The sequence below is a fragment of the Kitasatospora purpeofusca genome (assembly GCF_034043715.1).
Lineage (GTDB): Bacteria > Actinomycetota > Actinomycetes > Streptomycetales > Streptomycetaceae > Kitasatospora > Kitasatospora purpeofusca_A.
This window is the reverse complement of record NZ_JAXCLC010000077.1, coordinates 1-13,721: the sequence shown is the minus strand read 5'-3', so window position 1 is coordinate 13,721 and position 13,721 is coordinate 1. Positions and strand designations below refer to the sequence as shown.

Below are 13,721 nucleotides of genomic sequence, written 5' to 3'. Positions count from 1 at the left end.
ACAGCAGCCTAGGGCCGGGCCCCCGGCCCGGCGACGCGCCGTCCGGGGACGTCGGCCCTGTTCCCGGGCCCGCCCGGCCCGCGTACGCTGCTGCTGCTGAGCCTCTCTCACCGCATGATGATCGTGAGCCGCGATGACGACGACCTCGCCCCTGGCCTCCGACCTCACCGACCCCGTCCACACGCAACTGCAGTACCAGCTGGCGGTGTTCGCCCGCAGAATGGAACAGGTCCGCGGATCCGACGGAGTGGCCGCCCTGGTCCGGGCCGCCTACCTGCTGCTGGAGCGGCTGGAGCGCCTCGGGCCCGCCAACGTCAAGGCCCTGGCCGACGCGCTGGGGGTCGACTCCTCCACCGTCACCCGGCAGGTCGCCCCGCTGGTCGCGGCCGGCCTGGTCGGCCGGGTGCAGGACCCGGCCGACCGGCGCGCCGTCCGGCTCGCCCTGACCCCGCTCGGCTCCGACCGGCTGGCCGAAGTCCGGGCGGGGCGGACGGAGTTGACACGTCAGCTGGTCGCCGACTGGCCACCCGAGGAGCAGCGGGTGTTCTGCGCCCTGCTGGCCCGCTTCAACCACTCGATGGAGTCGTACTCGGCGGGCCGGCAGGGCGCCTAGCGCGTGACGGGCGCTACTTGCCCAGCGCCTGCTGGAGGTCGGCCAGCAGGTCGTCGATCGACTCGATGCCGACGGAGACCCGCACCAGGTCGGCCGGCACCTCCAGCGCCGAACCGGCCACCGAGGCGTGGGTCATCCGGCCCGGGTGCTCGATCAGCGACTCCACGCCGCCCAGCGACTCGCCGAGGGTGAACAGCTCCGCCCGGTTGCAGACCTCGACCGCCGCCTCCTCGCCGCCGTTCACCCGGAACGACACCATGCCGCCGAAGGCCTTCATCTGCTTGGCGGCGATGTCGTGGCCGGGGTGCTCGGGCAGGCCCGGGTACAGCACCTGGCTGACCTTGGGGTGGCCGGCCAGCAGCTCGGCGACCTTCTCGGCGTTCGAGCTGTGCCGGTCCATCCGGACGCCCAGGGTCTTGATGCCGCGCAGCACCAGCCAGGCGTCGAACGGGCCGGAGACCGCGCCCATCGCGTTCTGGTGGTAGGCGACCTCCTCGGCCAGGCCGGCCTCGGCGATCACCAGGGCGCCGCCGACGACGTCGGAGTGGCCGCCCATGTACTTGGTGGTCGAGTGCACGACCACGTCGGCGCCCAGCGCGATCGGCTGCTGCAGGTACGGGCTGGCGAAGGTGTTGTCGACGACCAGCAGCGCGCCGGCGCCGTGCGCGATCTCGGCCAGCGCGGCCAGGTCGGTGATGCCCAGCAGCGGGTTGGACGGGGTCTCCACCCAGACCGCGCGGGTGTTGGGCCGCAGTGCCTCGCGGACCGTGGACAGGTCCTGGGTGTTGGCGACGGAGAACTCGACGCCCCAGCGGGTCAGCACCTTGGCGAAGAGCCGGAAGGTGCCGCCGTAGGCGTCGTTGGGGATCACGATGTGGTCGCCCGGCTTGAGGACGGCGCGCAGGAGCGTGTCCTCGGCCGCGAGGCCGGAGGCGAAGGCAAGGCCCCGGGAGCCGCCCTCCAGCGCGGCGAGGCACTCCTCCAGCGCGGTGCGGGTCGGGTTGGCGCTGCGGCTGTACTCGTAGCCGCCCCGCAGGCCGCCCACCCCGTCCTGCTTGTAGGTGGACACCTGGTAGATCGGCGTGACGACGGCCCCGGTCTGGGGGTCTGCTTCCTGACCCGCGTGGATGGCGAGGGTCTCGAAGCCCTGGGGAAGCTGGTGCTCGGTCATGCTCCGAGCGTAGTCGGCGAACGCCCGGCCGCCGCCCGGAAAGCGCCCGGAAGGCGCCCGGCCGCCGGGACCGGCCGGAATCCCCGGGCGGGCGACGGCGTTGGAACCTCCGCAACCCTTCTCGAACCGTTGGAGCAGGCCGTGCTGTTCAACCGCCACAAGTCCTCGCTCGTCCCCGCCGACCAGGCGCTGCCCGGCCGGGCGGCCCCCGACTTCACGCTGCGCGAGCCGCACACCGTCCTCGGCCACCCGCTGACCGGCCCGTACCCCGACGGGTTCGAGGTCGCGGACCTGGGCCTCGGCTGTTTCTGGGGCGCCGAGCGGACGTTCTGGCGGCTGCCCGGCGTCTGGACGACGCTGGTCGGCTACCAGGGCGGCCACACCCCGAACCCGACGTACGAGGAGGTGTGCAGCGGCCTGACCGGGCACACCGAGGCGGTCCGGGTGGTCTTCGACCCGGCGGTGGTCTCCTACGAGCGGCTGCTGAAGACCTTCTGGGAGGCGCACGACCCGACCCAGGGCAACCGGCAGGGCAACGACGTGGGCACCCAGTACCGCTCCGCGGTCTACACCCACTCCCCCGCCCAGGCGGCCACCGCGACCGCGACCCGGGACGCCTTCCAGCCGGCGCTGACGGCGCTCGGCCTCGGCCCGATCACCACCGAGATCGCCCCGGCCGGCCCGTTCTTCCCGGCCGAGCCGTACCACCAGCAGTACCTGTCGGACGCCAAGAACCCGAACGGCTACTGCGGTCTGGGCGGCACCGGCGCCAGCTGCCCGATCGGGGTGGCCAGGACGGGCACCCAGGGCTGAGCCGCCCGGCTTCCGCCCCGGGCCCGGCGGGCGCAGACTGGAGGGACCAGGACGGCGGCCGCACCACCCGCCCCGGTGGCGCGGCCGCTCCTGTCCCGAGGAGAGCCGAGGAGCACCCCATGGCCGGTCTCATCCGCAGGAACTTCGACACCGATGCCGAGGAGGTCCGCCCGTTCGAGGCGGACACCGGCGAGCTGCGCCTGGTGTCCACCTGGACGCCGGGGGCGTCGGGCGGGCGGTGTTCCGGCCCGGCTGGCAGTGGTCCCGGCACGTCAAGCCGATCGCGAAGACGGACAGCTGCCAGGCCGCGCACGTCGGCTACATGATCTCGGGACGGCTGAAGATCGTCATGGACGACGGCGAGGAGAGCGAGTTCGGCCCCGGCGACTTCATGGTCTGCCCACCCGGTCACGACGCCTGGGTGGTCGGCGACGAGCCGGCGGTCGTCCTGGACTGGCAGGGTTACGGGGACTACGCCAAGCGCTCGTGAGCACTGGGCCGGCCGGGCCGGTCAGCCCCGACGGACCTCGTGCATGAAGCACCCGAACTCCACCGCCCGGACGTGCACCACGGCCGTCTCCGGGTCGGCGAGCAGTTCCGCCGCGCCCGCCTCGGCGGTCTCCGGCAGCACCACGACGCCGCCGAGGATGTGCCCGCGCCGGTCGTAGGCGCGCAGCACCCGCTGCCCGCCGTGGAAGCCCTCCGGCCAGCCCTCCCCGGTCGCCGGGCCCTCGCACGGGCCGTCGTGCACGAACACCGGGCCGAGTTCCTCGTACGGGCCGGGCTCGGCCCCGGTCTCCGCGGCCCAGCGCCGCAGCGGCGCGTAGCTCAGCAGGGCGATCCGCTCCCCGGCCGCGGCCCGGGCCAGGCAGCAGCGCAGCGGGGCGCCGCCGGTGTCGTCGACCGAGCGGACCGGCGGGCGACCTGCGTCGTCGCGCACCAGCAGGGCGCGGTGCACGGCCGGGTCGATCGCCCGGACGGTCAGGACGGGCGGGGAAGTCGGGACGGTCGGGGAGGTTCGGGCGGTCGGGACGGGAGGAGTGGTGGTCGTCATACGCCCACCCTCCCGCCGCCGCCCCCGGGAGTCCGGCGGATTTCGGCCCTCGCGTTCGGCGGCGATCCGCAGGCTCCGCCGGCCGGCCGCAGGTCGACCAGCCCGATCAGTCCGATCGGGTCCGCTAGCCGGGTCCGCGAGCCGCGTCGAGATCGGTGTCGGGATCCGCGCGGGTGGCACTGCCGCGGCGCCCGGGGCGTCAGACCGCGCTGCCGGCCTTCCAGTCGGCCCAGGCCATGTTCCAGCCGTTGAGGCCGTTGGACGGGACGACGGTCTTGTCGCCGGAGTTGGTGACCTCGACCACGTCGCCGACCATCGAGCTCTTGAAGAACTTGTAGCCGTCCGCGTTGGCGTCCTGGCCGCCCTTGACGTCGCGCAGGCCGACGCAGCCGTGGCTGGTGTTCTGGCTGCCGAAGGTCGAGGCGGGGGACCAGTAGTTGCCGTGGATGAAGGTGCCGGAGGTGCTGAGGCGCTGGGCGTGCGGCACGTCCGGGATGTCGTACTCGCTGCCGAGGCCGACGGTCTGCGAGTTCATCCGGGTCTGCTGGTACTGCTCGGTGATCACCATCTTCCCGCCCCAGGTGCGGAACTCGGGCGAGCCGCCGGAGATCGCGTAGACGGCGCTGACCTGGCCGTCGGTGGTGACGGTGAGCTTCTTGGCGGCGAGGTCGGCGACGCTGGTCTGGGCCCGGCCGACGGTGAAGCGGACGTCCTTGGACTGGGTGCCGTAGACGCCCTTGGCGCCCTGGACGTCCTTGAGCCGGAGCTTGACGGTCACCTTGGTGCCCTTGGCCCAGTAGTCCTGCGGGCGGAAGTCGAGGCGGGTGCTGGAGAACCAGTGCCCGACGATCTCGACGCCCGGCTCGGCCACCACGGTGATGGCCTGCTGGACGGTCTTGCGGTCGGTGACCGGCTTGCTGAAGTTGATCGAGACCGGCATGCCGACGCCGACCACCGAGCCGTCCTCGGGGGTGAAGTAGCCCACGAAGGTGTTGGCCGGCGTCGCGGTGGTGAAGACCGCGTTGGCATCGGCCTCCAGCTTGTCCTTGTCGACGGCGGCGGCGGTCACCGTGTACTTGGTGCCGCTGGCCGGGGAGGCGGCGGAGGTCCAAACGGTGCCGTCGTCGGACAGCCCGCCGGCCAGCGCCTTGCCGGTGGAGTCGGTGACCTTGACCGAGGTGAGGGTGCCGCCGGCGACGGCGACCCGGACCGGGTCGCTGAAGCCGGCCGCGGTGGTGCCGTCGGCCGGGGTGACGGTGATCACCGCGACGGAGGTCTTCGGGGTGCTGGTGGCGACGGCCGTCGGCTCTCCGCCTCCGGAACCGCCTCCGGAACCGGTGCTGCCGGTGCCGCCGGAACCCGCGGTGCCCGGCGTTCCGGTGCCCGCGCCGCTGTCCGCGCCCTTGGTGTCGTTGCAGGCCGCCAGCAGCAGCACCGGGGCGCCGACCAGGCCGGCGAGTACGCCGCGCCGGCTCCAGTTGCTCGCGGCCGACCGGCCCTGACCGTCCCGTGCCGTCACGTCGCCCACTCCCTACTGCTTCATCCGGGCATTACGGATACAAAAACGCAATCCGTACGTTCACGGTTCCAACACCAACGGCTTGCGATCGTATGAGAAGACGAAACCAAGTGCCAAATATGGACAAAAAGCCCGACCTGCGGACAGCAGGCCGGGCTTTCGTCGGAAGTGGCGGGCGAGCCCTACTCGGCCGACTCCTCCACCGCGTACTCGTCCCACTCCCCGTCCTCGGGGTCGAAGTCGGTGTTCGCGGACTCCCAGGTCGCCGAGGCGAGCTCGACGCCCGGGACGTCCCCGAGCAGCGCCACCGGGTCGATGAAGTGGGCGAGCGAGCCCGCCGGGTCCACCTCGATGGCCTCGACGGACTGCGCGCGCTCCTCGTCGTCGAGGTACTCGTCCGCGGTCACCTGCTCGAGCGCCGCCGCCTTGAGGGCGCCCTCGTCGGTGATCTCGGCGATGAGCTCGATGCTGAGCCGGACGTAGCGCGGGCTGTCCTGGCCGGTCGTGTCAGTGCTGGTCATGCGCCGAGACTACGGGATCCCGTTCACCGGGAGGCGCCGGAGAAAAGCAGCGGGGCCGGTCCCCCCTTCGAGGAGGGACCGGCCCCACCGCTTCCGCCCTGCTCCCCCACCCGGGAGCCGTGCGGACGCGCCGAGCGGCGCGGGTGTCCGGGAGCCGCCTCACCCTGGCAGCCGGCCGGAGCCGGGCAGGGGCGGGACGACGGCGCCTCCGCGGACAGGGACACCACCGGTCGGGTCAGGACCGACCGTCGTGCCCGGGACGGACGTGCCGCCGGGGAGCCGCTCCCGGCCGGTCGTTGTCGTCCCGTTCGGCGTCTTGCCGTGTGCACAACCATGCCGCAGTCGTGTTAAGCCCGTGCTGCACGGAGATGACGCCGGTGTACCGGTTCGCCCGGAAACGGAACCCGTACCGTACGGTTCCTCAGCCACCGGGTCGGGGGCGGCGGCTGACCGCGGGTCGGCGCACGGCGGGCCTCAGTGGCCGGCGCGGCTGCCGGCGAGGAAGCCGAGCAGGTCCTGGCGGGTGACGATGCCCTGCGGCTTGCCCTCCACCAGCACCACCGCGGCGTCGGCCTTCTCCAGCACCGACATCAGGTTGGTGACGGTCTCGCCCGAGCCGACCACCGGCAGCGGCTTGGACATCACCCGGTCCAGCGTGTCCGTCAGCTGGATGTCGCCCGCGAAGACGCCCTCCAGCAGCAGCTTCTCCGCCACCGAGCCGATCACCTCGCCGGCCATGATGTCCGGGTGGCCGGCGCCCGGCGAGACCACCGGCATCTGCGAGACGCCGTACTCGCGCAGCACCCGGACCGCCTCGGCGACGGTCTCGTTGGGGTGCATGTGGACGAACTGCGGGATGCCCTCGTGCTCGATGGCGTCCTTGCGGGCCAGCACTTCGCCGATGTGCGCCTCGTCGGTGGCGGACGGCAGGAAGCCGTAGTCGGCCATCCAGTCGTCGTTGAAGATCTTCGACAGGTAGCCCCGGCCGCCGTCCGGCAGCAGCACCACGACGACGTCGTCCGGGCCGAGCCCGCGTGCCACCTCCAGTGCGGCGACGACCGCCATGCCGCAGGAGCCGCCGACCAGCAGGCCCTCCTCCTTGGCCAGGCGGCGGGTCATCTGGAAGGAGTCCTTGTCGGAGACGGCGACGATGCCGTCCGCGACGTCGCGGTCGTAGGCGGTCGGCCAGAAGTCCTCACCGACGCCCTCGACCAGGTACGGCCGGCCGGTGCCGCCCGAGTAGACCGAGCCCTCCGGGTCGGCGCCGATCACCTTGACCTTGCCGCCGGAGACCTCCTTCAGGTAGTTGCCGGTGCCGGAGATGGTGCCGCCGGTGCCGACGCCCGCCACGAAGTGGGTGATCCGGCCGCCGGTCTGCTCCCACAGCTCCGGACCGGTGGAGTGGAAGTGCGAGGCCGGGTTGTCCGGGTTGGAGTACTGGTCCGGCTTCCAGGCGTTCGGGGTCTCCCGGACCAGGCGGTCGGACACGTTGTAGTACGAGTCCGGGTGCTCGGGGGCGACAGCGGTCGGACAGACGACCACCTCGGCGCCGTACGCGCGCAGGGTGTTGATCTTGTCGGTGGACACCTTGTCCGGACAGACGAAGATGCACTTGTAGCCCTTCTGCTGGGCCACGATCGCCAGACCGACACCGGTGTTGCCGGAGGTCGGCTCGACGATGGTGCCGCCGGGCTTCAGGGCGCCCGACGCCTCGGCCGCCTCGATCATCCGCACGGCGATGCGGTCCTTCACCGAGCCGCCGGGGTTGAAGTACTCGACCTTGGCGAGCACGGTGGCGCTGATCCCCTCGGCGACCTTGTTCAGCTTGACCAGCGGCGTGTTGCCGACCAGGTCGATGATCGAATTGTGGTACCGCACGGGGGTCCTCCCGATGTGTGGGCATACGAGTGCTGTCGGTACCGCAAGCCTAGGGCGTACCGGCCGCCCCGGAGAGCCCGTGCCGCACCACGAACGGCCCACGCCCCGTCGTAGGCCGCGCCCGAGGCGGGTACTAGGGGTGTACACGCATCGGGAACGGCACCCGTCGGGGTGGCACGAGGACGCGAAGGGGGCACGGGGTGCCAGGAACACAGCAGTCGCGGGCCCGGGTGGCCCGGCGGATCGCCACCGCGGCGGCGTACGGCGGCGGGGGGCTCGGGGTACTGGGGGTGGGCCTGGTCGGCCTGCTGCTGACCGAGAGCAAGCTGGCCGTCCAGGCCATCGGCATTCTGGACGGCGACCCGCCGAGGGCCGACGGCGTCTACGGCGAGGCCTTCGCCGACAGCGCCGCCGCGCCGCAGCCGCCGCTGGTGCTGGCCTTCCTGGGCGACTCCACCGCGGCCGGCCTGGGGGTGCTGCGGGCCCGGGACACCCCGGGGGCGCTGCTCGCCGCGGGCCTCGCCTCGGTCGCCGAGCGCCCGGTCCGGCTGGTGAACGTGGCGTTCTCGGGCGGCCGCTCCGCCGATCTGCCCGGCCAGCTGGAGCAGGCCCTGTCGTGCCGCCCGGACATCGCCGTGATCATGATCGGCGCCAATGACGTGACCCGGCACAGCCCGGCCCAGCTCGCGGTGCGCCAGCTCGGCGACACGGTCGCGGCGCTGCGCGCCGCCGGCTGCGAGGTGGTGGTCGGCACCTGCCCCGACCTCGGGACCATCAAGCCGGTCCGGCCGCCGCTGCGCTGGGTGGCCCGCCGGGTCAGCCGCCAGCTGGCCGCCGCGCAGACCATCGCGGTGGTGGAGGCGGGCGGTCGGACGGTCTCGCTCGGCTCACTGCTCGGCCCGGAGTTCGCCGCCCGGCCGGAGATGTTCGCCGCCGACCGCTACCACCCCTCGGCCCAGGGCTACGCGACGGCCGCGATGGCCGTCCTGCCCTCGGTCTGCGCCGCGCTGGGCCTCTGGCCGCAGGAGCGGGACGCCGACGGGCCGGTCCGCGGCGAGGCGGTACTGCCGGTGGCGGTGGCCGCGGCCGCCGCGGCCGACCGGGCCGGCAGCGAGGTGGCGGCGGTCGGCGGCGAGGACGGCGCGGCCGGGCGCTGGGCGCTGCTGCGCCACCGGCTGCGGGTCGGCCTGCCGGGTTCCTGGGCCGCCGGGGAGCCGGTCGGCGGGCCTTCCGACGGGGTGCCCGAGGGCCTGCCCGGGGCGCTCTCCGAGGGCCTGCCCGGGGGGCTCTCCGGCAAGGCCGGTCCGGTGCCCGGCAACACGTCGGCCAGCTCACACACCGGGGCGGGTGACGACTGAGCTACCAGACGGTAACTTTCCTCCCGGACGCCTGTCCGCCGCCACTCAGCGAGGAGCCCGCCATGCCCGAAGCCGTCATCGTCAGCGCCACCCGTTCGCCGATCGGCCGGGCCTTCAAGGGCTCCCTGAAGGACGTCCGCCCGGACGACCTGACCGCGCACGTCATCCAGGCCGCACTGGCCAAGGTCCCGCAGCTCGACCCGCGCGAGATCGACGACCTGATGCTCGGCTGCGGCCTGCCCGGCGGCGAGCAGGGCCACAACCTGGCCCGCATCGTGGCGGTGCAGATGGGCATGGACTACCTGCCCGGCACCACCATCACCCGGTACTGCTCCTCCTCGCTGCAGACCACCCGGATGGCCCTGCACGCGATCAAGGCCGGCGAGGGCGACGTCTTCGTCTCGGCCGGCGTGGAGACCGTCTCCCGGTCGGTCCACGGCAGCTCGGACGGCATGCCGGGCACCATGAACCCGCTGTTCGACGACGCCCGGGCGCGCACGGCCGAGCGGGCGGAGGAGGGCGGCGGCGCGTGGCACGACCCGCGCGAGGACGGGCTGCTGCCGGACGCCTACATCGCGATGGGCCAGACCGCCGAGAACCTCGCCGCGCTCAAGGGCATCACCCGCGCCGAGCAGGACGAGTTCGGCGTGCGCTCGCAGAACCTCGCCGAGGCGGCGATCAAGGCCGGCTTCTGGCAGCGCGAGATCACCCCGGTCACCACCCCCGACGGCACCGTGGTCTCGACGGACGACGGCCCGCGCGCGGGCGTCACGCTGGAGGGCGTCTCCGGGCTCAAGCCGGTGTTCCGCCCGGACGGCACGGTGACCGCCGGTAACTGCTGCCCGCTGAACGACGGCGCCGCCGCGCTGGTCGTCATGTCCGACACCAAGGCCCGCGAGCTGGGCATCACCCCGCTCGCCCGGGTGGTCTCCACCGGCGTCAGCGCGCTCTCCCCCGAGATCATGGGCTACGGCCCGGTCGAAGCCTCGAAGCAGGCACTGAAGCGGGCGGGCCTGTCCATCGGCGACATCGACCTGGTCGAGATCAACGAGGCCTTCGCCGCCCAGGTGATCCCCTCCTACCGGGACCTCGGCGTCGACCTGGACCGGCTGAACGTCAACGGCGGCGCGATCGCGGTCGGCCACCCCTTCGGCATGACCGGCGCCCGCATCACCACCACCCTGATCAACTCGCTGCAGTGGCACGACAAGCAGTTCGGTCTGGAGACCATGTGCGTCGGCGGCGGCCAGGGCATGGCGATGGTCCTGGAGCGCCTCAGCTGACCTCGCGCCGTCAACCCCGAAAGGTCTCGCGCTGTCAACCCCGAAGGGTCCAGACCACCCATTTGGAGTGACACAGCGTAATTGAGGGCCGGATCACACCGCGAGGTCGGTCCGGCCCTCTTTTCTTTCGTTTTCGGCCCGGAAATCGACGGTGCGGAGCGGATCAACTCCGCTGCGTAGAGCGGTCCTACCTAACAATTTGGGGACAACAGCGAAAGTCACTGACAAATTGGACATTGGCCACTGCGGTAACAGCATCGGATGGGGCAGTGTGGAGAGGTAACCCCGTTCCACTCCTCCCTAGGAGTACGTTCCGTGAGCGCCGTCTACACCATCCTGTTGCTGATCCTGATCGCCGTGTCGACCACCGTGCTGGTCCACCTCCGGGGAATCTCCCGCCGGTTGGACGCACGGGACGCCGTCGCCCCGGCCCCCGACGAGGCCGCGATACGCCGGGCCGTCGCCGAGGCCCTGGCCGCCGACCGCGAGCGGGAGATCACCGAGGCCCGGGCGTTCTGGGCCGAGCAGGAGGCCCGCGCGGCCGAGGACGCGCCGCTGTTCGACTCCCCGTTCGCCGGTGTGTTCAGCACCACCGAGGAGTGGCCGCTCTTCTTCCCCCGCCCCACCGGGCCGAACGAGGCCGCCGACAACGCCGACCACCCGGGCACCATGGACCCGGAGTTCGGCGAGGCCCTGCGCTCGGCGCTGGAGGACCTCATCGGCGACGGCGGCACCCGGCCCGGCGAGACCGGTCCCGAGGGCGGCAGCCCGCTGCGCCCGACGCACCCGGCCGGCCACCCCGCGGGCGGCCACCCGGTCGGCGAGGGCACCGGGGACGCCCGGGCCCGCCGCGAGGCCGACCTGCTGGCCACCGGCCTGGAGTCCGGGCTGCTGGACGCCGAGGCCGCCGTCGAGGAGGCCCCGGCCACCGCGCCCGACCCGCGCCGCCACCCCTCGCACCCCGACTTCGTGCCCAGCCAGACGCCGTCCCGGGAGTGGACCGACACCCGGCTGACCACGCTGGCCGACGAGGGCACCGCACTGGTCGACGTCCGCCCCGGACCGCTCGGCACGCTGGACGTCTACGCCTTCGCCGACGGCACCACGCTCTGCGTGGCCCCGGGCGACCGCGAGGCCGCGTACCGGCTGATCGACGCCGTCCGGGCCGGTGAGAACGTCCGACTGCTCGGCGGTTCCCGGTTCTCCGGCTCCTACTCGCTGACCTTCTCCACCGACGAGGACGCCGTGTACGTGCTCGCCGACCGGGTGGTGGCCAGCATCTGACCCGAGCGCGCCGACCCGGGCGCGCGAACGCCGAGGGCCGGCCGGATCGAGGGGTTACCGATCCGGCCGGCCCTCGGCGCGTCTTCTTGGTCCTCGGGGTGGCGCCTTGGCCCTCGGGGGGGCGGCGACTGGGCTTGGGGCCGGCGACGCCGCCGGCGCCCGTCAGAGCGCCGCCGACACCTCCGCCAGCCGTCGCACGGCCAGGGCCCGCACCGCCTCGGCCGCCACCGGGCCGTCCGGCAGGGCCACCGCGGCGTCCCCGGGGAGCGCGGCCAGTGCCGCCGCCAGGTCGTGCCCGACCACGGCGAGCTGGTCGCCGACGGCGAACGCCCCGGCGTCCGGCAGCTCGTGCGCGGGCACGCCGTCCGACCCGGCCTCCGACCCGCCGTCCGCCCCGACCGCCTCGGCGGCCCGGGCCGTCACCGCCAGCCAGCGGGCCAGCGCCAGTCCGGCCGCGGCCCGGGAGGAGTGTCCGGCGACGGCCCCGAGCAGCCGGCTCTGCGGCATCGCACGGAACCGGTCGGCCAGGGCGTCGACGGCCTCGGCCAGGGTCTTCTCATCGGACGTCTCGGACATGCCGCGAGCATACGGGCCACCGGGAAGGAAAGCCGCCGGGCCCCGGAGCGGTCGCTCCGGGGCCCGGGGGCAGTGGTGGTACAGCGGTGCTGATACGGCGGAGGATCAGTCGTCGCCGCGCAGGATCGCGATCAGCCGCAGCATCTCGACGTAGATCCAGACCAGCGACAGGGTGAGCCCGAAGGCCGCCCGCCAGGACTCCTTCTGCGGCGCGCCCTGCGCGATGGCCTCCTCGACCGCCGCGAAGTCCAGCGAGAGGAAGAACGCGCCGAGGCCGATGCCGACCAGGCCGACCACGATGCCCAGCGGGCCGTTGCGCAGCCCCATGTCGGCGCCGAAGACCAGCGAGGCGACCATGTTGACCAGCATCAGCAGCACGAAGCCCATGGCGATCGCGATGCCGATCCGGGTGTAGCGCGCGGTGACCCGGATCCGCCCGGTCTTGTACGCGATCAGCATCGCCGCGAACACCGCCGCGGTGCCCAGCACCGCCTGGATCGCGATGCCCTCCCAGATGCTGTTGAACATCTTGGTGATCGCACCGAGCGCGAAGCCCTGGAGGCCCGCGTAGAGCAGGATCAGCGGCGGGCTGACGCTCCGCTTGAAGGAGACCACCATGCCGACCACGAACGCGATCAGCGAAGCGACGCCGGCCAGGCCGAAGTTCCGCTCCGGCAGCGCGAACCAGGCGAGACCGCCGGCCGCGACCAGGGTGAGCAGCGTCATCGCGGTGCGCGCGACCACGTCGTCCAGCGTCATCCGGCCCGTCGCCGCGGGACCGGCGGAGGGCGCGTCGTACATCTCGGCGAGCTGTTGGTCGGTCAGCGGCGCCCCCGGCCGGGACTGCTGGCCGTAGGGGTTGTTGGCGTACGGGTTGTTGCCGTACGGATTGTCGCCGGTGGGGCTGCCCGCGTAGGGGCTCCCGGCCGGCGGGGCCTGGGTGGTCCCGAAACCCGCGTAGCCGGACTCGCGGGTGAAGGACCCCTCCCGCGAGAAGACCGGGTTGCTGCTTCTCATTGCTCATTCCCTCCGTGGCGGCACTGCACCGCCCGCAGCACAAGGGTAATGGCTTGGCAAAGGGATCGGCATCCGCCGCGAGAAGGATTCGGCCGCTGACGTCCGGCGGGGACGCCGGTCGGCGCCCCCGCGAATCGGTGCCCAGAGCCGGACTCGAACCGGCACGGCCTCTCGGCCAAGCAGTTTTAAGCTGCCCGTGTCTGCGTTCCACCATCTGGGCTTCTGCGGACCCGGCCCTGCCGACGGAACCGAGAGCAGCGCTCCGCCCCCGTGCGGGCCTCCCCTGAGCCTAGTCGCCCGGCATCCCCTTTCGCATGTTCCGAGGCGGGGAAGTTGTCATGTTTCCTTGCCATCTGACGAACAGTTCGTGATTTGGCCACTCGACCCGCCCGATCCGGCCATCGGCCTTCCGATCAGGGTCGGTGTCATACCGCAGGAGGAGGGCGTCACCTGGGCGTACGCCCAGCGGTGGTCGGGCCAACCGTCCGGCGGAGCGACGAGAAACCATGATCACCGGAAGGAGCATGGAGGTACGGCCGGACGCCCCTGGAAGGGCTCCGGCCGGCCAGCCCCCGGAGCCGTACGGCCCGGTCCGCCATGCCCGAAACTGAGGAGCACCCCGTGAGCACGTCGA

At 72.9% G+C, this 13,721-nt stretch carries 13 protein-coding genes and 1 tRNA gene; 6 read left to right on the top strand and 8 right to left on the bottom strand.

Annotation, left to right across the window (positions count from 1 at the left end; all coding sequences use genetic code 11):
* Positions 1 to 133: 133 nt before the first annotated feature.
* The gene (locus SM793_RS30305; protein WP_320441506.1) at positions 134 to 613 is read left to right on the top strand and encodes a MarR family winged helix-turn-helix transcriptional regulator; all 480 of its coding nucleotides are present in this window, start codon (positions 134 to 136) and stop codon (positions 611 to 613) included.
* A gap of 13 nt (positions 614 to 626) precedes the next feature.
* Here the strand turns inward: SM793_RS30305 and SM793_RS30300 are convergent, their stop codons facing one another.
* The gene (locus SM793_RS30300; protein WP_320441505.1) at positions 627 to 1,784 is read right to left on the bottom strand and encodes a cystathionine gamma-synthase; all 1,158 of its coding nucleotides are present in this window, start codon (positions 1,782 to 1,784) and stop codon (positions 627 to 629) included.
* Between the two features lie 141 nt (positions 1,785 to 1,925).
* On the opposite strand from SM793_RS30300, the gene msrA reads away from it, so the two are divergent.
* On the top strand, positions 1,926 to 2,597 hold the full coding sequence (gene msrA, locus SM793_RS30295; RefSeq protein WP_320441504.1) for a peptide-methionine (S)-S-oxide reductase MsrA: 672 nt from the start codon (positions 1,926 to 1,928) through the stop codon (positions 2,595 to 2,597).
* Between the two features lie 238 nt (positions 2,598 to 2,835).
* On the top strand, positions 2,836 to 3,087 hold the full coding sequence (locus tag SM793_RS30290; RefSeq protein ID WP_413816067.1) for a cupin domain-containing protein: 252 nt from the start codon (positions 2,836 to 2,838) through the stop codon (positions 3,085 to 3,087).
* A 21-nt stretch (positions 3,088 to 3,108) separates the two neighbouring features.
* Here the strand turns inward: SM793_RS30290 and SM793_RS30285 are convergent, their stop codons facing one another.
* The 4 genes from SM793_RS30285 to SM793_RS30270 all read right to left on the bottom strand — a co-directional run bounded on the left by SM793_RS30285 (position 3,109) and on the right by SM793_RS30270 (position 7,569).
* On the bottom strand, positions 3,109 to 3,651 hold the full coding sequence (locus SM793_RS30285; RefSeq protein WP_320441503.1) for a DUF1203 domain-containing protein: 543 nt from the start codon (positions 3,649 to 3,651) through the stop codon (positions 3,109 to 3,111).
* A gap of 199 nt (positions 3,652 to 3,850) precedes the next feature.
* Entirely contained in the window at positions 3,851 to 5,170 is a 1,320-nt protein-coding gene (locus SM793_RS30280) for a L,D-transpeptidase (RefSeq protein ID WP_320441502.1), read from the bottom strand.
* A gap of 182 nt (positions 5,171 to 5,352) precedes the next feature.
* Positions 5,353 to 5,691: a hypothetical protein gene (locus SM793_RS30275; protein WP_320441501.1), complete on the bottom strand. Its 339-nt coding sequence runs from the start codon at positions 5,689 to 5,691 to the stop codon at positions 5,353 to 5,355.
* Between the two features lie 474 nt (positions 5,692 to 6,165).
* Positions 6,166 to 7,569, bottom strand: coding sequence for a cystathionine beta-synthase (locus SM793_RS30270; protein WP_320441500.1), 1,404 nt, complete (start codon positions 7,567 to 7,569; stop codon positions 6,166 to 6,168).
* Between the two features lie 200 nt (positions 7,570 to 7,769).
* On the opposite strand from SM793_RS30270, the gene SM793_RS30265 reads away from it, so the two are divergent.
* From SM793_RS30265 to SM793_RS30255, 3 genes are all read left to right on the top strand, one after another.
* Positions 7,770 to 8,927: an SGNH/GDSL hydrolase family protein gene (locus SM793_RS30265; protein ID WP_320441499.1), complete on the top strand. Its 1,158-nt coding sequence runs from the start codon at positions 7,770 to 7,772 to the stop codon at positions 8,925 to 8,927.
* A 62-nt stretch (positions 8,928 to 8,989) separates the two neighbouring features.
* A complete protein-coding gene (locus tag SM793_RS30260) occupies positions 8,990 to 10,210 on the top strand; it encodes an acetyl-CoA C-acetyltransferase (RefSeq protein ID WP_320441498.1) in 1,221 nt (406 codons plus the stop codon).
* A gap of 315 nt (positions 10,211 to 10,525) precedes the next feature.
* Positions 10,526 to 11,494 carry a hypothetical protein gene (locus tag SM793_RS30255; RefSeq protein ID WP_320441497.1) on the top strand — a complete coding sequence of 323 codons (969 nt, stop codon included), beginning with the start codon at positions 10,526 to 10,528 and terminating at the stop codon, positions 11,492 to 11,494.
* 162 nt (positions 11,495 to 11,656) lie between these two features.
* Here the strand turns inward: SM793_RS30255 and SM793_RS30250 are convergent, their stop codons facing one another.
* The 3 genes from SM793_RS30250 to SM793_RS30240 all read right to left on the bottom strand — a co-directional run bounded on the left by SM793_RS30250 (position 11,657) and on the right by SM793_RS30240 (position 13,307).
* Positions 11,657 to 12,070 carry a hypothetical protein gene (locus tag SM793_RS30250; RefSeq protein ID WP_320441496.1) on the bottom strand — a complete coding sequence of 138 codons (414 nt, stop codon included), beginning with the start codon at positions 12,068 to 12,070 and terminating at the stop codon, positions 11,657 to 11,659.
* 105 nt (positions 12,071 to 12,175) lie between these two features.
* On the bottom strand, positions 12,176 to 13,087 hold the full coding sequence (locus tag SM793_RS30245) for a Bax inhibitor-1/YccA family membrane protein (protein ID WP_320441495.1): 912 nt from the start codon (positions 13,085 to 13,087) through the stop codon (positions 12,176 to 12,178).
* Between the two features lie 138 nt (positions 13,088 to 13,225).
* Positions 13,226 to 13,307, bottom strand: a tRNA-Leu gene (locus tag SM793_RS30240).
* Positions 13,308 to 13,721 lie beyond the last annotated feature (414 nt).